This window comes from Candidatus Clostridium helianthi (assembly GCF_045310795.1).
In the GTDB taxonomy this organism is placed as follows: Bacteria; Bacillota; Clostridia; order Clostridiales; family Clostridiaceae; genus Clostridium; species Clostridium helianthi.
Window position 1 is genome coordinate 1 of sequence record NZ_JBJIAB010000051.1, and the last position, 22911, is coordinate 22911.

At 30.0% G+C, this 22911-nt stretch carries 37 protein-coding genes; 34 read left to right on the forward strand and 3 right to left on the reverse strand.

What is annotated here, in order from left to right; all coding sequences use genetic code 11:
* The 3 genes from ACJDTP_RS24525 to ACJDTP_RS24535 all read right to left on the reverse strand — a co-directional run.
* The coding region (locus ACJDTP_RS24525; RefSeq protein ID WP_406762726.1) for a recombinase family protein at positions 1–1487 on the reverse strand (1487 nt) is incomplete at its 3' end.
* 143 nt (positions 1488–1630) lie between these two features.
* Entirely contained in the window at positions 1631–2080 is a 450-nt protein-coding gene (locus tag ACJDTP_RS24530; protein ID WP_406762727.1) for an ImmA/IrrE family metallo-endopeptidase, read from the reverse strand.
* Between the two features lie 16 nt (positions 2081–2096).
* Complete coding sequence (locus ACJDTP_RS24535) at positions 2097–2537, reverse strand: helix-turn-helix domain-containing protein (RefSeq protein ID WP_077868151.1); 441 nt, start codon at positions 2535–2537, stop codon at positions 2097–2099.
* A 163-nt stretch (positions 2538–2700) separates the two neighbouring features.
* Here ACJDTP_RS24535 and ACJDTP_RS24540 point away from each other — a divergent pair, with 163 nt between their 5' ends.
* The 34 genes from ACJDTP_RS24540 (at position 2701) to ACJDTP_RS24705 (ending at position 22902) form a co-directional block, all read left to right on the forward strand.
* Entirely contained in the window at positions 2701–2901 is a 201-nt protein-coding gene (locus tag ACJDTP_RS24540) for a helix-turn-helix domain-containing protein (RefSeq protein WP_172462749.1), read from the forward strand.
* Between the two features lie 55 nt (positions 2902–2956).
* On the forward strand, positions 2957–3448 hold the full coding sequence (locus tag ACJDTP_RS24545; protein ID WP_406762728.1) for a helix-turn-helix domain-containing protein: 492 nt from the start codon (positions 2957–2959) through the stop codon (positions 3446–3448).
* A 16-nt stretch (positions 3449–3464) separates the two neighbouring features.
* On the forward strand, positions 3465–3644 hold the full coding sequence (locus ACJDTP_RS24550; RefSeq protein ID WP_077868148.1) for a hypothetical protein: 180 nt from the start codon (positions 3465–3467) through the stop codon (positions 3642–3644).
* Positions 3645–3777: 133 nt separating this feature from the next.
* Positions 3778–4194: a hypothetical protein gene (locus tag ACJDTP_RS24555; RefSeq protein ID WP_406762729.1), complete on the forward strand. Its 417-nt coding sequence runs from the start codon at positions 3778–3780 to the stop codon at positions 4192–4194.
* A 94-nt stretch (positions 4195–4288) separates the two neighbouring features.
* On the forward strand, positions 4289–5041 hold the full coding sequence (locus ACJDTP_RS24560) for a ParA family protein (RefSeq protein WP_406762730.1): 753 nt from the start codon (positions 4289–4291) through the stop codon (positions 5039–5041).
* Complete coding sequence (locus ACJDTP_RS24565) at positions 5026–6066, forward strand: ParB/RepB/Spo0J family partition protein (protein WP_406762731.1); 1041 nt, start codon at positions 5026–5028, stop codon at positions 6064–6066. Before ACJDTP_RS24560 ends, ACJDTP_RS24565 begins: the two co-directional genes overlap by 16 nt.
* Positions 6059–6895 (forward strand): helix-turn-helix domain-containing protein, encoded by an 837-nt coding sequence (locus ACJDTP_RS24570; RefSeq protein WP_406762732.1) that lies wholly within the window; start codon positions 6059–6061, stop codon positions 6893–6895. Before ACJDTP_RS24565 ends, ACJDTP_RS24570 begins: the two co-directional genes overlap by 8 nt.
* Position 6896: 1 nt before the next feature.
* Entirely contained in the window at positions 6897–8213 is a 1317-nt protein-coding gene (gene dnaB / locus ACJDTP_RS24575; RefSeq protein ID WP_406762733.1) for a replicative DNA helicase, read from the forward strand.
* A 5-nt stretch (positions 8214–8218) separates the two neighbouring features.
* Positions 8219–8374, forward strand: coding sequence for a MarR family transcriptional regulator (locus tag ACJDTP_RS24580; RefSeq protein WP_077868143.1), 156 nt, complete (start codon positions 8219–8221; stop codon positions 8372–8374).
* A gap of 114 nt (positions 8375–8488) precedes the next feature.
* On the forward strand, positions 8489–8725 hold the full coding sequence (locus ACJDTP_RS24585) for a hypothetical protein (RefSeq protein ID WP_406762734.1): 237 nt from the start codon (positions 8489–8491) through the stop codon (positions 8723–8725).
* 18 nt (positions 8726–8743) lie between these two features.
* Positions 8744–9256, forward strand: a complete 513-nt coding sequence (locus ACJDTP_RS24590; protein ID WP_077828979.1) for a hypothetical protein — start codon at positions 8744–8746, stop codon at positions 9254–9256.
* A gap of 26 nt (positions 9257–9282) precedes the next feature.
* Positions 9283–9657 (forward strand): hypothetical protein, encoded by a 375-nt coding sequence (locus ACJDTP_RS24595; RefSeq protein ID WP_406762735.1) that lies wholly within the window; start codon positions 9283–9285, stop codon positions 9655–9657.
* 41 nt (positions 9658–9698) lie between these two features.
* Positions 9699–10007, forward strand: a complete 309-nt coding sequence (locus ACJDTP_RS24600) for a hypothetical protein (protein ID WP_406762736.1) — start codon at positions 9699–9701, stop codon at positions 10005–10007.
* A gap of 28 nt (positions 10008–10035) precedes the next feature.
* Entirely contained in the window at positions 10036–10233 is a 198-nt protein-coding gene (locus ACJDTP_RS24605; protein WP_406762737.1) for a hypothetical protein, read from the forward strand.
* Between the two features lie 29 nt (positions 10234–10262).
* Positions 10263–10598 (forward strand): hypothetical protein, encoded by a 336-nt coding sequence (locus ACJDTP_RS24610; protein WP_406762738.1) that lies wholly within the window; start codon positions 10263–10265, stop codon positions 10596–10598.
* Positions 10595–11140: an ASCH/PUA domain-containing protein gene (locus tag ACJDTP_RS24615; RefSeq protein ID WP_406762739.1), complete on the forward strand. Its 546-nt coding sequence runs from the start codon at positions 10595–10597 to the stop codon at positions 11138–11140. The genes ACJDTP_RS24610 and ACJDTP_RS24615 overlap by 4 nt, the downstream gene beginning before the upstream one ends.
* A 38-nt stretch (positions 11141–11178) precedes the next feature.
* Positions 11179–11355 carry a hypothetical protein gene (locus tag ACJDTP_RS24620; RefSeq protein ID WP_406762740.1) on the forward strand — a complete coding sequence of 59 codons (177 nt, stop codon included), beginning with the start codon at positions 11179–11181 and terminating at the stop codon, positions 11353–11355.
* Between the two features lie 3 nt (positions 11356–11358).
* Positions 11359–11532, forward strand: coding sequence for a hypothetical protein (locus ACJDTP_RS24625; RefSeq protein ID WP_406762741.1), 174 nt, complete (start codon positions 11359–11361; stop codon positions 11530–11532).
* 118 nt (positions 11533–11650) lie between these two features.
* The gene (locus tag ACJDTP_RS24630; protein WP_406762742.1) at positions 11651–11992 is read left to right on the forward strand and encodes an RNA polymerase subunit sigma-70; all 342 of its coding nucleotides are present in this window, start codon (positions 11651–11653) and stop codon (positions 11990–11992) included.
* 234 nt (positions 11993–12226) lie between these two features.
* Positions 12227–12625, forward strand: a complete 399-nt coding sequence (locus tag ACJDTP_RS24635) for a DNA-binding response regulator (protein ID WP_406762743.1) — start codon at positions 12227–12229, stop codon at positions 12623–12625.
* A 45-nt stretch (positions 12626–12670) separates the two neighbouring features.
* Positions 12671–12838 carry a hypothetical protein gene (locus ACJDTP_RS24640; protein WP_406762744.1) on the forward strand — a complete coding sequence of 56 codons (168 nt, stop codon included), beginning with the start codon at positions 12671–12673 and terminating at the stop codon, positions 12836–12838.
* Complete coding sequence (locus tag ACJDTP_RS24645) at positions 12838–13491, forward strand: tyrosine-type recombinase/integrase (protein WP_406762745.1); 654 nt, start codon at positions 12838–12840, stop codon at positions 13489–13491. Before ACJDTP_RS24640 ends, ACJDTP_RS24645 begins: the two co-directional genes overlap by 1 nt.
* A 276-nt stretch (positions 13492–13767) precedes the next feature.
* A complete protein-coding gene (locus ACJDTP_RS24650) occupies positions 13768–14262 on the forward strand; it encodes a hypothetical protein (protein ID WP_077828986.1) in 495 nt (164 codons plus the stop codon).
* Complete coding sequence (locus ACJDTP_RS24655; RefSeq protein WP_171787072.1) at positions 14262–14681, forward strand: HNH endonuclease; 420 nt, start codon at positions 14262–14264, stop codon at positions 14679–14681. The genes ACJDTP_RS24650 and ACJDTP_RS24655 overlap by 1 nt, the downstream gene beginning before the upstream one ends.
* A gap of 126 nt (positions 14682–14807) precedes the next feature.
* Entirely contained in the window at positions 14808–15290 is a 483-nt protein-coding gene (locus ACJDTP_RS24660; RefSeq protein ID WP_077828988.1) for a phage terminase small subunit P27 family, read from the forward strand.
* Positions 15290–17032 (forward strand): terminase large subunit, encoded by a 1743-nt coding sequence (locus ACJDTP_RS24665; RefSeq protein ID WP_103698272.1) that lies wholly within the window; start codon positions 15290–15292, stop codon positions 17030–17032. The genes ACJDTP_RS24660 and ACJDTP_RS24665 overlap by 1 nt, the downstream gene beginning before the upstream one ends.
* A 16-nt stretch (positions 17033–17048) precedes the next feature.
* Positions 17049–18311, forward strand: coding sequence for a phage portal protein (locus tag ACJDTP_RS24670; RefSeq protein WP_406762746.1), 1263 nt, complete (start codon positions 17049–17051; stop codon positions 18309–18311).
* Positions 18304–19026 (forward strand): head maturation protease, ClpP-related, encoded by a 723-nt coding sequence (locus tag ACJDTP_RS24675; RefSeq protein ID WP_406762747.1) that lies wholly within the window; start codon positions 18304–18306, stop codon positions 19024–19026. The genes ACJDTP_RS24670 and ACJDTP_RS24675 overlap by 8 nt, the downstream gene beginning before the upstream one ends.
* Positions 19027–19066: 40 nt before the next feature.
* Complete coding sequence (locus ACJDTP_RS24680; protein ID WP_406762748.1) at positions 19067–20242, forward strand: phage major capsid protein; 1176 nt, start codon at positions 19067–19069, stop codon at positions 20240–20242.
* 38 nt (positions 20243–20280) lie between these two features.
* Complete coding sequence (locus tag ACJDTP_RS24685; RefSeq protein ID WP_406762749.1) at positions 20281–20532, forward strand: head-tail connector protein; 252 nt, start codon at positions 20281–20283, stop codon at positions 20530–20532.
* Entirely contained in the window at positions 20525–20893 is a 369-nt protein-coding gene (locus ACJDTP_RS24690) for a phage head completion protein (protein WP_406762750.1), read from the forward strand. The genes ACJDTP_RS24685 and ACJDTP_RS24690 overlap by 8 nt, the downstream gene beginning before the upstream one ends.
* Positions 20886–21323 carry an HK97 gp10 family phage protein gene (locus ACJDTP_RS24695; RefSeq protein WP_077868127.1) on the forward strand — a complete coding sequence of 146 codons (438 nt, stop codon included), beginning with the start codon at positions 20886–20888 and terminating at the stop codon, positions 21321–21323. The genes ACJDTP_RS24690 and ACJDTP_RS24695 overlap by 8 nt, the downstream gene beginning before the upstream one ends.
* A gap of 6 nt (positions 21324–21329) precedes the next feature.
* Positions 21330–21794, forward strand: a complete 465-nt coding sequence (locus ACJDTP_RS24700) for a phage tail terminator family protein (protein ID WP_077828996.1) — start codon at positions 21330–21332, stop codon at positions 21792–21794.
* Between the two features lie 10 nt (positions 21795–21804).
* On the forward strand, positions 21805–22902 hold the full coding sequence (locus tag ACJDTP_RS24705) for a phage tail sheath C-terminal domain-containing protein (RefSeq protein ID WP_406762751.1): 1098 nt from the start codon (positions 21805–21807) through the stop codon (positions 22900–22902).
* Positions 22903–22911 lie beyond the last annotated feature (9 nt).

Here is a 22911-nt window from a genome sequence, read left to right on the forward strand (position 1 = left end):
TCGCCTCCACCAATAAGGCTCACAATTGTGTCAGTTGTGATTCTGTCTTCATAGACAGTGATTTTTTGAACATGAGTTTGGATTACTTTCTTTTTGTTTTCCAAACTTTTTTGCTTTATATCAGAATCTTTCTTTAAATATTTTTTTATCATATCTTCCGTTGGTGAATTTAATTTTGCCTCCCTTTCAGCTTCATTTATTCTTATAAGTAATGTTGTTTTTCTAGTTTCTAACTGATCTGATTTTTCTTTCATTGATGAATTATAAAAACCATTTGCAATAGCGTCTAGCATATTATCAATTTTAGTCTGAATATCAGCTAATTCTTTTTTATAAATTTTAATATCTTCATTGATTATTTTATTTTGTTCGCTTATAAATGCAAATATATCAGGCACTATATTATCTATAGCTGAATCTGAAAATATATTATTATATAAGTCATCAATAACTACTTGCTCAACATAATCTTTATTTATAGCTTTCATATCACATTGTTTTGTTCTTTTTCTATTAGAACATTCATAAGTTTCATATAGGCTCTTATTTCTTCCAGCATATCTTCTATTACCAGTCATAGCTGAACCACATTTTCCACAATAGATAAGGCCGCTTAAAAGATAAATAGCTTTTGCAGTATTAGCACCTTTATTAATTTTATTACTGTCCATTTTAATTTTCACTCTTTTCCATAGATCTTCTGATATAATTTCAGGCATACCACCTTCTATTTTTATTATTTCATCTTCCGATTTAATTTTATGTGAATTTCTCTTGCCATTAATTTTTTTTGATGATTTATTAAAAATATAAACTCCTCTATATTTTTCATTAGTCAATATTCCATATAAGCTATTCTTGCCAAAGCTTTTACCTGTTTTAGACTTATAGCCTAAATCATTTAATTTATCAATAATAGGAGTATATCCAGTGCCAGATGCATACATTTGGAATATTAGTCTTATAGCATTAGCTTCTTTCTCATTTATAGAATAAGTTTTATCTGGATTAACATCATAACCTAAGGGTGGAGTTCCACCAGTATGTTTACATTGTAGAGCAGTCTCCTTCATCCCTTTCATGACTTCACGACTAAGATTAATTGAATAGTATTCAGCCATACCTTCAAGAACTGATTCGAGTATTATACTTTCAGGTGAATCATCTAAATGTTCTAATACGGAAATTAATTTTACACGATTATCCTTAAGTTTCTTTTTGTAAAAAGCGCTATCATACCTATTACGAGAAAATCTGTCTAATTTATGAACTATAACAGTATTAAATATATTAAACTCAGAATCTTTTATCATTTGTAAAAATTGAGGTCTATCATCTGTTGTAGCAGAACGTGCTTCATCAGTGTATATTTTTACTATTTGAATATTATTATGACTTGCAAAGTCTTTTATGGCTCTAATTTGAGCATCTATACTTTCTTCTCTTTGGTTATCTGATGAGTAACGCGCATATATAGCTGCTTTCATATCTCATTTCTCCTTTTAAATTAGTTGTAAAACAGAATGTATGTTCTTTTTAAGTCTATAAAATTAACCAGCTATATTGTATAACTGGATTACTAAGAATTAGTTATGAAAAGTATTATTTAAGGTGTTCATGAAGAACACATTTAATTAAATGTAAATTTATATTTAATTAATTCAATAGAAACTCCATAGCTACAAGCTAGTTGTTCTATTGATAAGTTTTGTAAATATAGTTTATCAACTTTATTTTCATCTATTAGCAATTCAGCAGCAAACTTATTTGCTTCTATTTCAAATCGGCCCCTGTCATAAAAAGTATGATCATGCAAAAAAAACGTTTTATTACTAGCATGCATTTTTGCATGTCCTAATTCGTGAGCTAGAACCATATTAAGATGTGATGCACTAATTATCCTAGTCATATTTATAACAATGTATTTTTGCCTCAATACCTTTTTAAATATACCTTCAGGAGAGCTAAGGGATAAGTATTTATATTTAATTTCGATCCTTTCTCCCGTAGCTATAGTATATGGGTCTCTAGTTTTGTATTTTTTTACGAGGCTTTGAACCTTCTTTCTATAATCAACCATATTAACCCGCCACCTATTACTTTTTTCTTTTATTTTTAACTTTAGCATCCCAAAATAACTCTGACATTAAGTCAAGCATTTCTTTTTTTGCTTCCTCATTAAAATCATCATTCATAAAGAAAGCTTCGTTAGCTTTTTTCATTTCTTCTATATATTGTTTTTTATCTCTTGAACTAACCTTGTATTTATCGGAGTATTCTTCTGGAATCTTTATTTCTATATCAGAATTTAAGCTTGTCGACTCATAATTCCTTATATTACTTTTTCCAAGAAGGTAATCAATAGAAACTCCAAAAAAATGAGCTAATTTTTCTAAAGTAGGAGTTTCAGGAATTTGTTTACCAGTTTCATATTTTGAGATAGAGCTCCTATCTAGAAATAAAGAGTCAGCTAATTCACTTTGTTTTAAATTTTTATTTAGTCTTTCGTTTCTTAAGCGTTCAGCAAATGTGACCATAAATCAATCCTCCTTATCTAAATATTAACTCTAATGTGATTCATAATCAATAAATGTGATTTGTAATCATTATTTTTTTAAAAAAACCTTGACTTTGTGATTTTGAGTCACTATAATAAAGATAAATAAAGTGATTTTAAATCACATGGAGGTGAACTTTAAATTGTTATCAGAATACTTAAAAATACTTAGAATTAAAGAAAAATTAACTCAGAAAGATGTTGCTGATAAACTGGGAATAGCAACAAACAGTTATACAAAAAAAGAAAATGGTATTAATCCATTCAATGTTGATGAATTAAAGGAAATTAAAAAAATTTTTAATATAGGTGATTTAGAGTTTGTACAAATTTTCTTTAATTAAAAATGTGATTTCAAATCAACTAAATAAATTATAACTTTGAAAGAAGGAGAAGTACATGTCCAAAAAAGCCACAAAAGCCGTTGATAATATATTCTATAAAGCACGAATGGAAGCAGCAAAGTTCAATGATTCACTAAATAGTAGAGAAGGCGCATCTGAGAAAATTGGCATAGATAGAACCAGATTAGCTCGTATAGAACTTGGAAGTCTAAATCCTTATCCAGAGGAAGTACTTTTAATTTCAGACACATACAATGCTCCAGAGCTTTTAAATCATTATTGTTGCCATGAATGTCCAATAGGACAGCATATTGCAATACCAATTAATCAAGAAAATGTTGAAAATATTTATAAGCTTTCAATAAGTATTTTTAATTTGCTTGGTGCAGGCAATGAAATGAGTACAACCCTACTTGATGTTGTTGAGGATGGGAAAATAACAGAAGACGAAAAGGAAAAGGTAGATTATATAGTAGGAAATTTAAAAAAACTTTCTGGATTAACAAACGAATTAGTAATAGCTCTAGAAAAATTAGAAGTTGAATAGATGTGGAGGAGGAAATATGGTAGGAGTTTTAAGAAGTACTTATGATAGAAAAACAGGTAAATGCTTAAGTCGAGAAATAATTGAAGTTTTAGACATGACTGATAAAGAATTTTACGCACCAATAGTTGAAATTGAAGCAAAATGCATTATGGAAAAGTTAGCAAAAGAAAGGAAAGAGAAAAATGTGCAAAATTAAATGTCCTCACTTTATCCACAACAGCCATAAATTGCGTAGCAAAATTGTGGATAAAAAGAGTAGAAAAGTTCATTTAATTAGATTTTGTTGTGGGAATCATGCAGTATGTAATTTGTGTAAGGAGGATTAGATAATGCAAGAGTTAAAAGAATTTTGTGGAGGTAAAGCTCTTTATAAGAACTATGATCTATTAAAACAATTTGATGACGATCATGGATATGAACTTATATTAGAATTTGCTGATGTCTATAATGATTTGATTAATGAAATAAGAGCAATTGAAAGAGTTGTTAGTATTTTAGAAGAATGGAAGAAAGAAGAAAGTTGGTTCAATCTTCGTGAGACCACATATGAAATAGATTTTTATGATTGTGATAGAGCTAGGAGAGATAACTTACCAGTAAAAGTTACATTACCAAAAGCAAAGCAAATGCTAAAGGAATCAATAATAAGATATGAGATGTTAAATTCAATTTTTTTACGTATGAAGCATGTATTCGGAAAGGATGAAGATAAGTACTTAGATGGGTATTTTAATATTGAGGAATAAAAAAGAACCTTACATAAAGGTTCAGTCAATCTTTGAGATACGGATCACTACTCCGTATCTCCATTATATAGAAAAATGGAGGGAATGTAAAGATATGAAAGTTATAAGTTTTTTAAATATAAAAGGTGGAGTTGCTAAAACAACTTCATGCGTTAATATAGGGGCAGAGTTGGGAAGACAAGGAAAGAGGGTTTTAATAATAGATCTTGATCCTCAAAGTAATTCAACTAAGTATTTAGGATTGTATTATCCAAATTCACTAGGATCATATCATCTACTTAATGGTGAAGATGTAAGTGTTACTATAACTCAATATAGCAATGTATGGCTTATTCCTGCCAATATAGACCTTATTGCAAGTGAGTCAGAAATATTGGCAGATACTAAAAGAGCTAGAGAAACAAGACTTAAAAAGTGGTTAGATAAGTCTGAAGAAGGATTTGATTATGTTCTAATAGATTGCCCACCATCATTAGGTATGATTTCAATAAACGCTTTAGCTGCTAGCGACTATGTTTTGGTTCCACTTAAGATTGATAAATTCTCATTAGATGGTTTTGAATATCTAATTGATAGTGTTAATTCAGTTAGAGATGAGTTTAACGAAAAATTGGAGCTGCTAGGAGTATTTATAACTATGGACAGAGCAACAAGGATAAACAGAGAAGTGAAGGAAGAACTAAGGGAAGAACTAGGAAATTTGCTTTTTAAACAGAGCATAAGAGAGAATGTGGATGTTATTAAGAGTACTTTTGAATCTACTCCATTAATTTACTTTAATAACAGAGCTGCTGCATCTAAAGATTATAAATCATTAGTAAGTGAGCTACTATGTCGTCTTATTTAAAGGGGTTAGCCAATAAGATTAATGGAGTAGAGAATAAAGGATTTGCACAGGAGCTAGATATCAATCTTCTAGTTCCATCCTCAAACAATTTTTATGGAATCAGAGAAATAGAGGAGCTTGCAGAATCTATTAAAGAAAATGGATTAATGCATAATCTGGTGACTAGAAAAAAAGATGATGGAACATATGAAATTATTTCAGGTGAAAGAAGATTTCATGCAGCTAAAAGTTTAGGATATAAAACATTACCATGTCAGGTAAAAGAAATTACTGATTTGGATGCCGAAATAATGCTCATTCAAGCAAATGTAGAACAAAGGGAATTATTGCCCACTGAAAAGATGGAAGGTATACGAAGGCTTAAAGCTATCTATGAGCAAAAGAAAGCCAGTGGTGAGCAATTACCTAAAGGAAAGATTAGAGACCTAATAGGGGAGGATATGAAGCTTTCAGGTGTACAGGTAGGAAGATATCAGAAAGTGGATAAGGACTTGATAAAGCCACTTAAAGAAAAGCTTGATAAGGAGGAGATAACACTCACTCAAGCACATACACTTAGCAGTTTAACTAAAGATGAACAAGAGATTATACATGAAGAAATTAAGGACTTGAATGCTAAAGAGTCGAAGGAAGAGATAGAGACACTTGTTGAAGGAATTAAGCAGCCTGTTAATAAGAAAGATAAGAAATTTTTAGAAGAAATGTACCCAAAATCTAGATCTAAGGAATTCATATTTGAAGAATTTGAAAACATGATTAAATATGATCCAATACCAAAATTAATAATATTATCAGCAGCTAAGGCTGTTTTAAATACACAGAAAGTAAGAATAGTAAATGGAACATTAAGCGTTGAATTAACTGGTGAAGACCCAATTAATTCATTTAGAATTGAATTTAAAACATTTGATAAAGTTCAAGAAATACTGATAGAAGAGAATAGACGAGTTGCATTGGAACATGGATATAAAATAAACGAATGCACTTACCTTTGGTTTAAAAATGGAGGGATATTGAATGAATGACGAACTTTTTTGTACTGGAATATATGAAGATGGATATGGAGTTATCCCTAAACAAGTAATGCGAGATTCTAGTATATCTACTGGAGCAAAATTAGTATATGCATACATATGTAGTTTTGCTGGAGCAGGTGGAAACGCCTTCCCATCTCTTGATTTAATATGCTCCGAATTATGTATATCTGAAAAAAAGATGTACAAATGTAGAAATGAACTTATAGATAAGGGGTTAATTACTGTCAAAAAAAAGAGAATAGGAAGCAAATATTCTAATAATATTTATACATTGGTGACTAATCCTAGCAAGCAAAAAACAATTGAACCTAGTCAAAATGGACGTATCCAAAATGAACCAAGTAAAAATGAACCTGTCCAAAATGACCATGTTCAAGAAAGTGAGGAAATAAGCCAATCTTTTGAACCTAGTCAAAATGGACATGTCCAAAATGAACCCTGTCCAAAAGTAGGTACTATAAGTAACAGTATTATAAATAAAAAAGAAAAAAGAAAAAGAGATAAAACGGAGTTTGATATTTTAGTTAATGAGTACACAAAAAATGAAAATTTAAGAAGTACAATCTATGAATTTATAAAGCATAGAAAAACTATCAAAGCATCATTAACAACTTTAGCACTAAAGAAAATATTAAATAAACTTAATTCCATAGCATCAGATGATACTACTAAAATTACTATCTTAGAAAATAGCATAATGAATGGTTGGCGTGGAATATTCCCATTAAAAGAACTGAATCAGTCAAATGTAATTCCAATCCAATCCAAGACCAAAGAACCAGTTAAAATAGATAAATCAAAGTTAGGAGCGTTGTAATATGGAAATTCTAGATAAGATGATGCCTAATAATATTGATGCAGAGCAAGCAATTCTTGGATGCATAATGAATAATACAGATAAATTACTGGAAGTTGAGTTGATGTTATTACCAGATGATTTTTATATTGATAAGCATAAGAAAATATATGAAATAGTAATATCTTTATTCAATCGAGGAATTGGAGCGGATCTAGTTACAGTGTTAGAGGAAATAAGAAAGAAAGATTTACTTGATGCATGTGGAGGCGTCACATATGTATCTGAATTATCAACTGCATATTTTGAAAGTATTAATGTTTCAAGTTATGCAAACATAGTTAAAGAAAAAGCAAATAGGCGAAAATTGATTAGAGCGAGTAAAGCTATGTTAGAGGGTGCTTATGAGGAAGATATTAAAAGCGTAATCGATAGAACCGAAAATGACTTATATAAAATATCAAGTAATCAAAATACAAATGATTTTGTTCCAATCGATAAAGCAGTAGAAAAAGCATTCATAAATTTAGAGAAAAGATTCAGTAATGGTGGAGATTTAATTGGACTATCAAGTGGATTTTCAGACTTAGATAAAATTACATGTGGATTAATAAAAAAAGATTTTGTAATAATAGCAGCAAGGCCTTCAATGGGTAAAACAGCTCTAGCACTAAATATAGGACAAGCAGCATCCAAAGATGCAAGTGTAGCTATATTTTCATTAGAAATGTCTAATGATCAGTTAACAGATAGATTACTATCCGCTAAATGTTTAATTGAATATTTGAAAATTAAAACTGGTCAATTAAATGACAAGGAGTTCGAGGACATTTCTATTGGGGCTAATGAGTTAATGGCAAGGAAATTAGTTCTAGATGATACAACAACTATTTTAAGCGACATAAAAGCTAAATGCAGGAAGCTAAAAATTCAAAAGGGCTTAGATGTTGTAATAATAGATTATTTGCAGCTAATAAGAACAACAATGAAAACATCAAGTAGAGAGCAAGAGGTATCGCATATTTCAAGAGAGCTTAAGGCACTAGCTAAGGAATTAGATATTACTATGATTGCTTTATCTCAGTTATCAAGAGCTCCAGAACAAAGAGCAGATCATAGACCGATTTTATCTGACTTAAGAGAATCAGGATCTATAGAACAAGATGCAGACGTAATTCATTTTCTCTATAGAGATGAGTATTACAACAAAGAAACGGAAGATAAAAATATTGCGGAAGTTATTACAGCTAAGAATCGTAATGGTCAAACAACTACTACTAAACTTGCATGGTTAGGGCAATTTCAGAGATTTGGGTCTCTAGATGTTATAAGGAGGTAGAGCGAATGGAGAATAAGAATGAAATTATAGATAAGGTTGTTAAAGCATATTTTGAAAAGCCTGATAAAACTTTAGAAGAAATTTTTAAGGAATATACAAAAGGATTTTCGGATGATAAAAGAAGATCTTTCTATAAAAAAATAAAAGAAATAGTAAATTGAAGTACTTGCAGGACTAGGAGCGTTGGCAGGGGTTACGAATTGTTAATGTTAAGGTTACTGCAATAAAAAAATATGCAAGAGGAGCAATCCTCTTGTAGTAAATAAGGTGTAAATATGGATATTAAGATAGATAAAAGAATTGAATATAAATTCCTAGAAGCATGGGAAAAAGGAATAGATGATAAAAATGTGATAATTACTAGCAAAAAAAGTGGCGAAAGCTACAGAATTGATATATCAGAAAAGCAGAATAAATTAAAGTTTTATAATCCAGTAATAGCTAATTGGCAGTCATGCACCTATGTGTTACCAGAAGAGATATTTGATGTGTGGTATGTGACCGCAGTATAGGGGGAAGGAGTAACAATTATGAGTAATAATATAAAAGATTTACTAGTAGCAAACGGATATGGATTTTATACAGCAGCATCATGTAGAGAAACTGGCCTGCCTATGTTAGATGGTGGAAGTTATAAAAAATATGCTGATAAATGGTTATCAGCGTCAAGGTGTAAAAGAATAAGGCAACCAGTTAAGGAAGATGAAGAGCCAGTTGCATTTTATAGATGCCAAAAGGGATATTGCTCTTTATATAACAGAGAAAATACGGAAGTCAAAAATTTATTAGAATATGTAACTCAATATCAATTAGATATAATGAGACATTGTGTTGGTATAGGAAGAAAAAATAAACCATATAGAAATTATTTTTTTACTCAGGAAACAGATAAAGATTGGAATGAATTAGTTCAAAAAGGCTTAGCTGAAAAAGGCACTAATCATCCAAATAATGATGAATGTATTTACTTTTGGTTAAGCAAGCAAGGACTAGAATTAATTCTTGGAAGATCAGTAAGTGATAAATTTTATAAAGAGCTATAAGCAAAAAATATATATGGAGGGAGATCATGATAAAACAATTAATTGCTAAAGTTAAAGAAAATGCTACAGATGATTGGAAATTAGTAGCTGGATTAGAGATAGCAGTCATTGAGCTACAAGAAAATTCAAATGAATTTTTGGTATTAAGACCTATTCAATTAGATCAAATGGAGAAATTCTTTAAAGTAATGCATGAAACTTTTGGTAAAAACGAATTCTATGAAGATTATGATTATTTCGTATGTTATGCAGTCAGTGAAGATTGTGACGATATTCTATTAACAATCACTAAGGGAAATATAGAAGAATTTAGACAAGCCACTGAAAAAGACGTATCAATTCATAATAAAAATTTAGAGATATTAAAGAAAAATCATAATTGGTATAAATATAAAAATTGATTGTAATAGTGCGTAAAGTGTAGAGTTAAGGAGTAAAAGGAATGAGTGCTAAAAACATTGAGGTTAGAAAACTACTAAATGAAATGACCAAAGAGGAATTAGTTGACTGTATTATCAGCAATAATGCTTATTTTTGTATTAGTAAAGATGGTGGAATTTCAACAGCTAGACATTATTTAATTACAGCATTATTAAATAGATCAGAGAAAATAAATAAAATTGATACTGGAGATATAACAAAAGCCAAAAACAGAAAAGAAATTATAGATATTATTGAAGCTGATAGAAAGAACCGTAAGAAATGGGAGGATATTAATAAAAGAATTGAACAATTAATGAAGAGTAAATAATGCACAAAGTGTAGAAAGGGTGTATTAAATGGATAAAAAAGATAAGCCTATTCTTTGCTATAGTTGTTATTGGATGAAGCCAGTTGCAGTCGGAAGGGATTGCTCTTTAAAAAACAGACCTATTCCACGTTATAGGACTTGTAAGGATTATGAATTAGATGAAGATAAAGAACTTGAAGAAGAAGTTTTTTGGGAAAAAGAACGTGCTAAAAATTCAAGAAGGTAATTCGCAATACTAAGAGGAGGGATAGAGCTATGTTAAGTAAAGAAGCATTTGAAAAAATAGAATTGGAGCATGGCTGCGGATATTGGAATTTATGTTGGGAACATGCATGTCCATGTGCTATAACCACAGAAAATAAGGGATTAAGAGAAGATATTTACAATGGATTTATAGAAGAAAATAAGAAACTTGCAGATGAATATGATTCTATGGAAGATGTTGAGCTTACTAAGTATGCAAAATGTAGCGAATGTGGTGACTGGGAAGAAGAAAACTATATGACAGATGGGATGTGTTCAGTTTGTTATCATGAGCTACAAGATGCCTTGGAAGAAGAGTATTATTTTGAAGGTGAGGAAGAGCAATGAGTAAAATACATGAATTGAAAATATTACCACAATACTTTAATGCTGTGAGAGAAGGCAAAAAGACTTTTGAATTAAGAAAAGATGATAGAGGTTTTCAAGTTGGAGACGTTCTAATGCTTAAAGAATTTAATCTACAAGAGAAATATGAAACCATTGAGGGTGCTGAAACATATTTCACTGGAAGAAAGATATTAAGACAAATAAATTACATCTTAAAAGATGAATCAGAAAGCATGGGATTAAATAAAGAATACGTTATATTGGGAATTAAGCTTATAGATGAAGATGTAGAACTAGAATGGAAATCCGATATGAACGAATGGGGAGAGATATACTGTCCTATGATGGGAAAGGAAGTTAAGACATATTGGCCTAATGGAACGCCATGCTATGATACTGTAACTAATCCGTTATTAGATGAAGATGGAAATGTTTATTACTATAAATATGACCACGATGAAGGTGCTTGGGATGAAGATGCATCCTTTACTCTTTGTGATGCAGAAGAGTATATAAATCTTGAAGAAATTTTATTTTATTAGTACGTCATACTAAAAGTTTGTGAAATATGGAGGAAATTATGATACATGAATATGGAGCAGGTTATTTTTTTAATCCAGAGAAATTAAAAGAAATGCCGATTATTAAAAGAAGGTATGAAGAGTATAAACATAGATTTATAAAAAGCGGTGGACTAGAAAGTGATGAAAGATTACTAACATTTAATGAATGGAAAGAAAAGCAGGAAGAGGATTAAAATATGTTAAAAGTAAGAGTAACTTTTGTTGATGACAAAGATGGACAAGAAGAGCTTAAGAAAATTATAAAAAGCGTTAAAAACGATCATAGGATTTTAAATCAAAGCAGTATTTATAGAGGCAGAAATAATAGTCAATATTCAAATATTTATTTAGATATTGAGAAAAAGAAATAGTAAAAAGGTGTTCATTACGAACACCTTGCTATAGAGAATATCGTTAATTGCAATCGACCATATTCTCTAATCAACCTATCTAAATTATACCATATTTTATAAGGGATAGGTGATATAAATGGGAGAAATAAAAAATCAATTTGAATTATATAGAGAAAGAATTTGTAAGATAGATAACAAGAATATTGAAATAGAAAATTTAATTATAAATGGAATTGAAGAAGATGATGAAAGAATCAAAAAACTAAAATTAGATATAAAAAAATTAGAGTTAGAGAATAAGAAAATAGATAATATATTAAGGCTACTTCCAGAAAAAGATTATAACGTTATTAGTCTTATTTATATACAGGGCAAAGAAAAGAAGAAAGTTGCAAGGGAATTAGATAGATCAAAGAGACAAATAGATTACAGTATAAACAAAGCGTTAAGAACAATTTCAAAAGGGTTTATAGAATAAAAGTGTCATAATTATGGCACTTTTTTGTTACGATTTTGTATTAATTTTGTTCTTTTTTTGTATCAAAAATTTCTCGAAAATTTCTCACATTTGTAATTGAACTAATGGTAAGATATGTACATAAATAAGTAATAAACATAAAAATAATTTTATATTTCTCATTTAGCTTTTTTAAGTGAAAAATGTCACGTTTTTGGTATGGAATAATTATATTTATTTTTAGGGGGTTACATTATGTTAGATAAAGCCAGAGTAAAAGAATTATATCTAAAAGGTTATGGAGCATGTCAAATATCTAATATTTTAAACTGTAAACCTGAAACTGTCAGGAAGTGCATAGAACGCAATTTAAAAGATTTTAGAAACTCACATTTAGCTAATAAAATTAGAGATAAAGAAATAGATAGAATAACAAAATATGAATCCAAAAAATACATGAGTGATGCAACATTTATTAAAAAGAACAGATCTATTTATAAAACTACTGCTGATGGAGACTTAGTAGTTGATAGAAATGTAGCACCAATAATTACATATGACACTCCAAGAAGATTCGCAAATGAAAATAGTGAAAAAGAAATAAATCGAAAGATAATTAGAAGTGGTTATAGAAAAGACGAGTTGTTATATTAGCAATAATATAGCAGCTCTTTTTAATTGCATTTTAGGAGGGAGTTTATGAGGGTAAAAGATGTCTTGAGAGAAACCGATATTGGAAATTATAAAAAACTTATGAAAATGAATAATAAAAAGAAAAGTGAGAAACTAAGTGAACATGATATAAGAGAGTTGATGTCTCATAGTTCATATACAAGACACAAAGGAGCGATAAAGCAGGTGAAATAATGATGGAACGAGTAAGAGATTGGGAAAAAGGTACAGCAGCACCAATACCACAAAATAAGTATGAGAGATTTAAGGAAGCGTTAATTGAATATAGTAAAAGGTATTCTGAAAGAAATTTAATATTATTTATATTAGCTAGAGCTACAGGCTATAGAATGCAGGATCTAGTTGAACTTACAATAGGAGAAATAAAAGATGCGCTAGAAAATGGATATTTTTTAATTCAGGAATCCAAACAATACAACCAATGGCTCGCTAATTTAAATAGATATCCTAACCGAAAGAAGCCTGAAAAGCGAAAAGTATATATTGGCAACAACTTAGAGAAATATTTAAGAGACTATATCAAAGGTAAAAAAAGAGCAGAATATGCATTCCCTTCAAATAAATCTAAAAGTGGCATTGAACCAATAGAACAAAAATCATATAGCTTGATACTTACTGAGGTTGGAAAAGTTATTGGATTAAAACATATAAGTGGTCATAGTCCTAGAAAAACTTATGCTACAAGAATATATGAAAGATCTGGTGGAGATTTAGAAAAAGTTAGAATTGCATTAAATCATCAATCAATAGAAGAAACAAAACGGTACCTAGGTATTAAAGAAAAGATGAAAGAGGATGCAGCTAAAATTGCTGATGAAGATATATAATGCGTAAAAAATAAACTGGTACTTATTTGACGTGGTTTGAAAAAATATCTACTAATATATGTGCCTTAAAAAAGATATCAGTAATCCTCCATGTTATTACCTATTAACTGATAAATAGAAAAATAGATATAAGGCTAGTATTATCAATGCTTTAACTACATTTGCAGTAGACCATAAAAAATATAAAAAAAGGTGAGGTTTTAAAAGTTGGGAAATACACCGAAAATCAAGGCATTTAAAATCATGATTGTCTAAATGGAAAGGAGGTGTTTTCACATGGCAAAAAGCAAATGGAATGAAGTTAAAGAAAAACTGGCAGACGTTGAATTATGGGCGTCTATGGGATTATCTGAAACGCAAATCGCTTATAATTTAGGCATAAGTAGAGCGACCTTAGAGAACTATAAAAGAGATCATTTAGACATTTTAGAAAGTTTAAAAAGGGGCAAAAATCAGGCTGATTTCAAAGTTGAAAATGCATTATATAAAAAGGCTACTGGATATGAAGTCAAAGAGACTGTAGCAGTTAAATTAAAAGACATTTATTATGACGATAGAGGCAACAAATGTCAGAAAGAAAACTTAGGTACAGTTGAAGTAACAAAAGAGATACCAGCAGATGTTCAGGCAATTAAGTTCTGGCTAATCAATAGAAAGCAAGGACGATGGAAGGATAACCCTACAAGAGCCGAAATAGATAAAGCATTATTGGAGCTTAAGAAAGAGGAAGCAGATGAGAGAAAAAAACTTATGAAAGAATGGAATGAGTGATGATATGTAAAAGATGCAGTAGGTGTGGTAAGAGAATACAAACAGGATCTAAATGTAACTGCTCTCAAAAGAGATATAAAGAATATGATAAAGACAAAATTAATAGCAAAGAGAAGAAATTCTACTCAAGTGATCAGTGGAATAAGATCAAAGATAAAGCAAAAGAGTTATATGAATATATTGATATTTATAGTTATTATGTCTCAAATAAATTAGAGTATGGTCAAACAGTCCATCATATTGTGCCTATTAAAAGAGAATGGGAAAAGAGATTTGCTCTAGATAATCTTATATATCTGACGGAAAGTAATCATAGAGTTATCCATAATAGGATGGAGAGTGGTGAATATAATGAGGTTATTAATGAATTAAATGAGTTAGTAGATAGATTTAAAAAAGAATTTGATATAGAGGAATAATAGCATAGGGGGATGCCCGAAATGTTTTTAAGATAAATTTCTAGACCGCACCCCCAGCTTTCATTTCTCAAAAATCCCAATAAAAAATTTAAAAAGTAAAATTTGAAATGAAAGAAGGTGTAAAAAATGCCAAGGGGAAGGAAGTCATTAGAAATGCAAAAGAAGCATTTAACTAATGAGGAAAAAGTCCAGAAGGAACAGCAAGAAGAAATGCTGGTATTAGGGAAAGAGCAATTGAAAAAAGCACCTTCTTGGCTTATCGATGATATTGCAAAAAAAGAATTTAGAAGAGTTGTTAAGGAGATTGATAAAATTGATATACTTGGAAATCTAGATTTGAATAATTTAGGTGGATATTGTAATTCATATTCGTTGTATCTAAAAGCAACATCTGAATTGCAGGATAAGCCCCTAATATCAAAGAAAATGACAAAGTCAGGTATCATAACAGTTGAAAATCCATTAATTAAAATTCAAAAAAACTATGCAGAAGAGATGAGAAAGTTTGCTTCACTTTGTGGAATGACTATTGATAGTAGATTAAAAGTTGCTACAGTTAAAACTAGTAAGCAGCAAGAAGATATTACAGATGAGTTCGGTGATATTTAGTGACTATTAAAGAAGAACTAATTAAATATTCTAATGATTGTTTAAATGATATAATCCCAAGTGGTAAAAAGCATAAATGGGCATGTTTAAGATTTTTAAATGATATAAAAAATTCTGAATTAAATATATTAAGTACACCATTTGAGTATTACTGGAATGAAGAAGAAGCTAATAAGATTGTTAAATGGTTTGGATATTTAAAGCATAGCAAGGGTGTATTAGCAGGACAATTTATAACTTTAAATACGTGGCAAAAGTTTTGCTTATGTCAGATTTATGGATGGGAGCATAAAGAAACATATTTAAGGAGATTTACAAAATCTTTTATAGAAGTGGCTAGAAAAAATGCTAAGTCACAAATGGAAGCTGGAGTAACACTCTATGAAATGTCTACGAGGGCTACTAAGAATAAGGAAATTTATGAGTGTTATTGTGCTGGAGTAAAAAGAGAACAATCAGAAGTTATATTCAATGAGTGCAAGAATATGTTAAAGGGGTCTCCACTAAGAGGCAAATTTAAAATAACAAAGAACAGTATACAGCATGTAAAAACTACTAGCAGCTTAAAACCGCTTAACAAACAAGACGGTAAAGAAGGGGATGGAAGCAATCCAGCTTTACTGGTATTAGATGAATATCATCAGCACAAGACAACTGAGTTTTATGACCTAGGGTTAGGCGGTAATACTAAAGAAAGTTTATTAATGATTATTACTACTGCTGGAGTTGATTTAACTTACCCATGTTTTACTCAAGAGTATACTTATTGCTCGAAGATACTAGATCCGAATGTCGATATTGATAATGAAGAATATTTTATTGATATATGTGAAATAGATGAAGATGATGACATTGAGGATGAGGAAAGTTGGAAAAAAGCGAATCCAATTAGAATGACATATGATGCAGGTATTAAAAAAATACGTGGAGAGTATAAAATCGCCAAAGAAATTCCTGAAAAGATGATTGCATTTCTAACAAAATGCCTTAATAAATGGGTGCAAGCCAAGGAAAATGGCTATATGAATATGGCTAAATGGAAGAAATGCGAAGTAAAAGAGATACCTTATGATCTAAGAAATAGGGTAGTATATGTTGGATTTGATATGTCAGCGAAGATAGATTTAACTTCGGTGGCTTTTATTATACCTATTTTAAGTGATGAGTTAGATTCTAGTGGTAAGAAAATAGTAAAATACGTTTGTTTTAGTCATTCTTTTATACCTAATCGAACAAAACTAAGGGAAAGGATGGCAGTAGATAAAGTTCCTTATGATTCATGGGAAAGGTCTGGTTATTTAACTATAACTAATACTGAAATAGTAGATCAGCAACAAGTTATGGATTATGTATTAGAAACTTGTAAGAAAAATAACTGGAGAATAGAAACATTATGTTTTGATCCAGCAAATGCAAGCAAAATGATGATTGATTTAAGCAATGAGGGGTATGTAGTTGAAGAAGTATTCCAAAGTCATAAATCTTTGAATGAATCTACACAAGGATTTAGAGAGCAGATTTATTGTGGAAATGTTATTTATACTAATAATCCATTATTAAATTACGCAATGAGTAATGCAGTAATAAAAACTAATAATGGTCTTATAAAAATTGATAAAGATGCTACAACAAAAAGAATTGACCCAGTTGATGCTCTATTATGTGCCTTTAAATTAGCACTATATCATGAATTTATAGACATAACTGATACAGATGAGTGGCTAGAGAAAGATGAATGGTAAGGAGGTGATAAAGCAAATGGGAGTTATAAGTAAAATAAAGAATACTTTTAAAAATCAATCAATATCCGAAGTTGAAACAATAGGAACTAATCCAACGCTAGAACAGTTAGAAAGCTTTTTTCATACAAGCATAGAAGAAATTTCTAACTCTAAATTAACAAGTGCATCGTATTATGCATGTATGCAAATAAGATGCAATGCAATTGCAAAATTACCAATTAAGTTAATGCAAGAAACTGAAAAAGGTGCAAATAAGGCAGTTGACCATAACTTATATAAGCTTTTAAAGAAAAGACCAAATCCATTTACTAACGCGCACGATTTTTTGTGGGCAACAGAATTCCAAAGATTAGAGCATGGTAATTCATTTTGGGTAATGGGGAATGATATTAAGGGGAATATAACAGCTTTATATTTGTTAGATAGTACAAGAGTTCAAATTATAGTAGATAATACAGGAATATTAGATAAGAAAAATGCAGTTTATTATTTATATTCAGATAGTAAAAAAGGAGAATTACTATATACAAGTGATAATATAGTGCATTTTAAAAACTTTAGCATGGATGGGTTGAAAGGCACGAGCATTAAAAAATATATTTCTGATGTAATAGCAAATGAGCAATATTCTAATAAAATCTTAAAAGACAGGTATAAAAATGGATTAATGGACCCGATAATTGTTCAATATATTGGTGATTTGAATGATGCAAAACAACAGAAGATTAAAAAGAAATTCGCTGATATGGGTGGAGCTAAAAATGCTGGTAAGGTTGTACCTATTCCAACCGATTTTAAGGTTGAGCAATTAGAAACTAAATTAGTCAATAGTCAGTTCTTTCAATTGCAAGGGCTAACAACAAGACATATTGCTAATGCATTTGGAGTCAAGGGATTTCAGCTTAATGATATGGAGAAAAGCACTTACAACAACATAGAGCAACAGAATAAAGCATTCTATAGTGATACGTTGCAAAATACTTTGACTACTTATGAGCAGGAAATGGATTATAAATTACTTACTGAGGATGAGCAAGATAAGGAAGGTTATTACTGGCAGTTTAATGTTGATAGCATTTTAAGAAGCGATTTAGCTAGTAGGACAGCATCTTATGTTGCAGGCATAAATAATTCTTATATGACTATAGCTGAAGTAAGAAAAAAAGAAAATTTATCTTATATAGAGGGAACAGATCAGTTAATTGTAGGTAATGGCGCAAGTATTTTCTTAAAAGATTTAGGAAAACAATACGACAAAGGTGGCGGTAATAGTGAGTAGGTTAAGTTATCTAAAAGTTAAAAATTCAACAGATACTAGTGCAGATATATATTTTTATGGAGATATAGTTGGCGATGAGTGGGAAAAGTGGTGTGATACAGATACTTGCCCACAAGATGTGGTTGAAGCACTTAATGAAGCACAAGGAAAAGATTTAAATATTTATATAAATAGTGGTGGAGGTTCTGTATTTGCTGGACTTGCTATATATAATATGTTAAATAGAGCAACTGGAAAGAAAAAATGTCATATAGATGGGATGGCAGCATCAATAGCTAGTGTTATTTGCATGGCAGCTGATGAAATAATAATGCCAAACAATTCATACCTGATGATTCATAAACCAAGCAACATAGTATGGGGAAATTCAACAGATATGAGAAAAATGGCTGATGATTTAGACACTATTCAAATAGGAATTGAAAATGTATATAAAACTAAGCTAAAAGATGGCATTGATATAGAAACTATAAAAGATTTAATGGATAAAGAGACTTGGTTACCAGCAAATGAAGCTGAGAAATATTTTAATGTTAAGGTAATTGAAGAAAACAAAGCAGTTGCCAAAATAGATTTTAATAATTTTAAAAACTATAGAAACATACCAGAGGAAATAAAAGATAAAATTCAAAAAGGTGATCGTGACGAACACCTAAAACTAGATAGTGAGTTAAAAAATAAACTACAAATTGAGCTTGAGTTGCTTGATATGTAGTTTTTTTGTACTAAAAATTTCAGATAAGGAAGTGTATTAAATGAAAAAAAGTATAGCAATGAAAAATAGCTTAGAAAAATTAAAGAATGAGGCTCAAGTGTTATTAGATAATAACAAAGTTGAAGATGCTAAAAACAAGATGGAAGAGGTTAGAACATTAAAAGCTGCTATTGAAGTTCAAGAGGAACTTGAGCAAGAAGAAGAAGCAATATTAGCTGCACAAGCAGAAGCAGAAAAAGAGCCAGAAGAAGGCTCAGCAAAAGATTCTAAAAATAAAACAAAAGAAAATGCAAATATGATAAGAGCAATGATAAAGAAGGTTACAGGTAAAAAGCTAACAGAAGCTGAAAATGCATTGATATTACCAACTACAACTACTCCAGAAGGTACAAATGGAGAAGGCTATATATTACCTCAGGATATAAGAACTTTAATTCAAAAGAAGATAAGACAATATAAATCTTTAAGAGATGTATTGGGGTACATGCCTGTTGGAGCATTGACGGGATCTTTCCCGGTTGAAAACTTTGAGACTGTATCAGGATTAGTAGATTTTGCTGATTGTACAGATGGAGAAGATGAGGATGAAATCAAATTTAAAAATGTAAAATTCTCATTACAAGAAAAGGCGGCATTCATAAAATTATCAAATACACTATTATCTCTAACAGACAACGCTTTAATTAATTATGTAGTAGATGTATTTGCAAGAAAAGCTGTTGTGACAGAAAATACTATGGGTTTAGCAGCGTTAAAATCTAATAAGACAGTAAAAACTATTGCTGATTGGAAGGCATTAAAATCATCTATAAATAAAGATTTAGATCCAGGAGTATTATTTGGAACTGTTATAGTTACTAATCAAGATGGATTTGACGTTCTTGATGCTGCTTTAGATTCTTTTGGAAGACCAATATTACAGCCAAATCCAGCAAATCCAACTCAAAAGTTGTTTAAAGGTTACCCAGTAGTAGTTTATTCTAATACAATGTTGCCAACTGCGAGTGGTAAAGCTCCTATTATTTATGGAAATTTAAGTTGTGCAGTATGTTTTGTAGATTTAAATGGTCAAATAGCATTTGCAACTTCAAGTGAAGCAGGATTTATGAGTAATACTACTATTGCGAGACTTATTGAATTTATTGATGTAGTACAATGTGATAGCTCTGATAAGTGTTATATATATGGAGAATTAGCAGTTGGAGCATCAGCTTAATTTTAGGGCTTAATGCCCTTCCTTCAGGGGGAGGTAATATGGATTTATCAACAATAAAGAGTTTTTTAAGAGTAGATTTTGATGATGATGATGAATTAATTAAACTATTCATTGAAGTTGGAAAGAAGTATATTACAGATGGATTTGCAGAATATAGTGATGAAAACCCATCACATAAGTTATTATTATTAAAGGCTATTAAAACTTTATATGATAGTAGAGATGATAATAATGATAGTGTTTATTTGAGTATAAAACTTCAAGAAAACTTAGGGGAATTAGATGGATAAGCTAGCTGATAGATTAAATAATAGAATAGATGTTTATGGAAAAATTAAATTCGAAAATGAATTTCATGAAGAAGATTATCATTTTGATAAGATAAAATCTGTTTGGAGTGAAATAATTCCTACAGGTGGAAGTTTGACAACTGGCCAAGGTGATACTATTTATGCAAAAATAACTCATAAAATTACTGTTAGAGATAAATCTATACCTAATTTATCTAATGATATGTATTTTATGTATAAAGGATTAAAGTATGATATTAATTTCTTTCAGCCAAATTACAAATATAAAGATGCTATAGAGATTATGTGTACGTTAGTTATACAAAGCCCAAAGGACTTGGGGGTGCAAGAAGATGGATGATGGTTTTAATTTTAAAGAGTTAGATTCATTTCAAAAGCAAATGTTAGAGGTTGCTAATGATACAATGCCTAAAGAATCTAAGAAATTTATTAGAAAAGAAGGTACTAAGTTAAGAAAAAACACATCTAAAAAGGCAAGACAAAAGGTAAAGAAGGAAACAGGTAAATACTTTAAATCTATTAAACGAGGAAAGGTTTATTATTATAATGGTAACCTATCTATAAGAACTTATTCTACAGCTCCACATGCACATTTAATAGAGAAAGGTCATAGGCAAGTAACTAAAGATGGGAAAGAAGTTGGTTGGGTAGATGGAAAACATATTTTCGAAGATACTCAGAAAGAATTTGAAGAACAATATTTTAAAGATAATGAAGAATTTGTAGAAGAAATAGTAAAGACTTTATTAGTAAATAAGTTGAAAGGTTAAGTTTATATGGTAACGTTGAATGAAATAAGAACAGCAATTAATAATACTATTATTAATGCACTAAAAGGTACTAAATTTGAAGGAGTTAAACCTACAGCAATAGATTTTACAGATGGAATACCAAGGCCATCTATAAGACTAATCTTTGACAATTCTAGAACTGGAAAGTCTAATAGTAATTTGAAAGAAAGAACCCTAACAGTTAGGGTTTATTTTTATGCTGAAAATAAGGATAGATATAGAAATGACAACATAGAAATGCAAGATATATTGGAAAATACATTTTTAGAAGATGTAAAGGTTACTGATACGTTTTATATGCCACTTGTTGAAGATGGAGAAGTTGAATGTGAGGTAGTTGATACAGTACTTCAATGCAGTTTTGATTTATATTCTCTTGAGGAAATATATGATGATTCTAACTTAGAACCAATAGAAGAATTAAACTTCAACTTAAATTTAGAAGAATAGGAGTGATGATATGACAGTTACAATGCCAAATATTGATGTATCATTCAGTCAAAAAGCGGCTTCGCTTCCTGAGAGAAGTGAAAGAGGTTATGCAATATTAATAGTTAAAGATGATACAAGTGCAATGTTCAATTATAAAGAATATTCCGATATAACTGAGATAGACACTGATAAGGAATTATACACAGAAGGTAACTTACAATATTTAAAAGATATATTTACATTTGCCCCATATAAGGCTTGTGTAGTGAAAATTGGGAATACAGCAACTATTTCTGATGCATTAAAAATTGTTATCGAGAATGTAAAAACAGGATGGATAACAATGGCAGATGGTGTAACAGAAGATTTTACAACCTTATCAAGTTGGATAAAATCGCAAGTTGCTAATAAAAGAACTTATAAAGCGGTAGTATACAATGTAACTTCACCAGATGAAAAGCATATAGTTAATTTTGTTAATACAAAGATAACTTTTAGTGATAGCAGGGGTGAACAAACAGGAGAAAAATATTGTCCAAGTCTTATTGGAATTTTAGCAAAATGTAATATTACACAAGGATGCAATAACTTTAGATGTACAAATCTTAGTAAGGTTTCAGAGGTTGATGATAGAAATGAGGCTCTAGGTGCAGGGAAGTTTATTTTAATTAATGATGGTGCAGATGTTAGAATTGCACGTGGAATTAACAGTTTAACTACTACAAATGGGAAATCAGCTACAGAAGATATGAAAGAGATAGAAGTAGTTGAAGCAATGGATCTTATGCAAGATGATATTTCAACTACATTTAAAGAGGATTATCTTGGTGGTGGATATAAGAATAAATATGATAATCAAATTTTATTTATTTCAGCAGTTAATGGCTATTTTAAAAAATTATCAGCTAATGGAACAGACGTATTAGATGAAGAATATGAAAATAAAAGTGATATAAATGTTGAAGAACAAAGAGCAGCATGGATAGCGGCAGGCACAAATGAGGCTAAAGATTGGACAGATATCCAAGTTAGAAAAAATACATTTAAGAGAAGTTTATTTATTAATGCTAATGTAAAAATATTACAAAGCATGGTCGATTTAGACTTTGCAATTAATTTAGCTTAGAGAGGAGGA

What these genes read in the sequence shown, in the direction of transcription:
- ACJDTP_RS24530 (WP_406762727.1), bottom strand. Translation starts at nt 2,080, where the DNA reads ATGGTTGATTATAGAAAGAAGGTTCAAAGCCTCGTAAAAAAATACAAA.
- ACJDTP_RS24535 (WP_077868151.1), bottom strand. Translation starts at nt 2,537, where the DNA reads ATGGTCACATTTGCTGAACGCTTAAGAAACGAAAGACTAAATAAAAAT.
- ACJDTP_RS24545 (WP_406762728.1), top strand. Translation starts at nt 2,957, where the DNA reads ATGTCCAAAAAAGCCACAAAAGCCGTTGATAATATATTCTATAAAGCA.
- ACJDTP_RS24550 (WP_077868148.1), top strand. Translation starts at nt 3,465, where the DNA reads ATGGTAGGAGTTTTAAGAAGTACTTATGATAGAAAAACAGGTAAATGC.
- ACJDTP_RS24555 (WP_406762729.1), top strand. Translation starts at nt 3,778, where the DNA reads ATGCAAGAGTTAAAAGAATTTTGTGGAGGTAAAGCTCTTTATAAGAAC.
- ACJDTP_RS24560 (WP_406762730.1), top strand. Translation starts at nt 4,289, where the DNA reads ATGAAAGTTATAAGTTTTTTAAATATAAAAGGTGGAGTTGCTAAAACA.
- ACJDTP_RS24565 (WP_406762731.1), top strand. Translation starts at nt 5,026, where the DNA reads ATGTCGTCTTATTTAAAGGGGTTAGCCAATAAGATTAATGGAGTAGAG.
- ACJDTP_RS24570 (WP_406762732.1), top strand. Translation starts at nt 6,059, where the DNA reads ATGAATGACGAACTTTTTTGTACTGGAATATATGAAGATGGATATGGA.
- dnaB (WP_406762733.1), top strand. Translation starts at nt 6,897, where the DNA reads ATGGAAATTCTAGATAAGATGATGCCTAATAATATTGATGCAGAGCAA.
- ACJDTP_RS24580 (WP_077868143.1), top strand. Translation starts at nt 8,219, where the DNA reads ATGGAGAATAAGAATGAAATTATAGATAAGGTTGTTAAAGCATATTTT.
- ACJDTP_RS24585 (WP_406762734.1), top strand. Translation starts at nt 8,489, where the DNA reads ATGGATATTAAGATAGATAAAAGAATTGAATATAAATTCCTAGAAGCA.
- ACJDTP_RS24590 (WP_077828979.1), top strand. Translation starts at nt 8,744, where the DNA reads ATGAGTAATAATATAAAAGATTTACTAGTAGCAAACGGATATGGATTT.
- ACJDTP_RS24595 (WP_406762735.1), top strand. Translation starts at nt 9,283, where the DNA reads ATGATAAAACAATTAATTGCTAAAGTTAAAGAAAATGCTACAGATGAT.
- ACJDTP_RS24600 (WP_406762736.1), top strand. Translation starts at nt 9,699, where the DNA reads ATGAGTGCTAAAAACATTGAGGTTAGAAAACTACTAAATGAAATGACC.
- ACJDTP_RS24605 (WP_406762737.1), top strand. Translation starts at nt 10,036, where the DNA reads ATGGATAAAAAAGATAAGCCTATTCTTTGCTATAGTTGTTATTGGATG.
- ACJDTP_RS24610 (WP_406762738.1), top strand. Translation starts at nt 10,263, where the DNA reads ATGTTAAGTAAAGAAGCATTTGAAAAAATAGAATTGGAGCATGGCTGC.
- ACJDTP_RS24615 (WP_406762739.1), top strand. Translation starts at nt 10,595, where the DNA reads ATGAGTAAAATACATGAATTGAAAATATTACCACAATACTTTAATGCT.
- ACJDTP_RS24620 (WP_406762740.1), top strand. Translation starts at nt 11,179, where the DNA reads ATGATACATGAATATGGAGCAGGTTATTTTTTTAATCCAGAGAAATTA.
- ACJDTP_RS24625 (WP_406762741.1), top strand. Translation starts at nt 11,359, where the DNA reads ATGTTAAAAGTAAGAGTAACTTTTGTTGATGACAAAGATGGACAAGAA.
- ACJDTP_RS24630 (WP_406762742.1), top strand. Translation starts at nt 11,651, where the DNA reads ATGGGAGAAATAAAAAATCAATTTGAATTATATAGAGAAAGAATTTGT.
- ACJDTP_RS24635 (WP_406762743.1), top strand. Translation starts at nt 12,227, where the DNA reads ATGTTAGATAAAGCCAGAGTAAAAGAATTATATCTAAAAGGTTATGGA.
- ACJDTP_RS24640 (WP_406762744.1), top strand. Translation starts at nt 12,671, where the DNA reads ATGAGGGTAAAAGATGTCTTGAGAGAAACCGATATTGGAAATTATAAA.
- ACJDTP_RS24645 (WP_406762745.1), top strand. Translation starts at nt 12,838, where the DNA reads ATGATGGAACGAGTAAGAGATTGGGAAAAAGGTACAGCAGCACCAATA.
- ACJDTP_RS24650 (WP_077828986.1), top strand. Translation starts at nt 13,768, where the DNA reads ATGGCAAAAAGCAAATGGAATGAAGTTAAAGAAAAACTGGCAGACGTT.
- ACJDTP_RS24655 (WP_171787072.1), top strand. Translation starts at nt 14,262, where the DNA reads ATGATATGTAAAAGATGCAGTAGGTGTGGTAAGAGAATACAAACAGGA.
- ACJDTP_RS24660 (WP_077828988.1), top strand. Translation starts at nt 14,808, where the DNA reads ATGCCAAGGGGAAGGAAGTCATTAGAAATGCAAAAGAAGCATTTAACT.
- ACJDTP_RS24670 (WP_406762746.1), top strand. Translation starts at nt 17,049, where the DNA reads ATGGGAGTTATAAGTAAAATAAAGAATACTTTTAAAAATCAATCAATA.
- ACJDTP_RS24680 (WP_406762748.1), top strand. Translation starts at nt 19,067, where the DNA reads ATGAAAAAAAGTATAGCAATGAAAAATAGCTTAGAAAAATTAAAGAAT.
- ACJDTP_RS24685 (WP_406762749.1), top strand. Translation starts at nt 20,281, where the DNA reads ATGGATTTATCAACAATAAAGAGTTTTTTAAGAGTAGATTTTGATGAT.
- ACJDTP_RS24690 (WP_406762750.1), top strand. Translation starts at nt 20,525, where the DNA reads ATGGATAAGCTAGCTGATAGATTAAATAATAGAATAGATGTTTATGGA.
- ACJDTP_RS24695 (WP_077868127.1), top strand. Translation starts at nt 20,886, where the DNA reads ATGGATGATGGTTTTAATTTTAAAGAGTTAGATTCATTTCAAAAGCAA.
- ACJDTP_RS24700 (WP_077828996.1), top strand. Translation starts at nt 21,330, where the DNA reads ATGGTAACGTTGAATGAAATAAGAACAGCAATTAATAATACTATTATT.
- ACJDTP_RS24705 (WP_406762751.1), top strand. Translation starts at nt 21,805, where the DNA reads ATGACAGTTACAATGCCAAATATTGATGTATCATTCAGTCAAAAAGCG.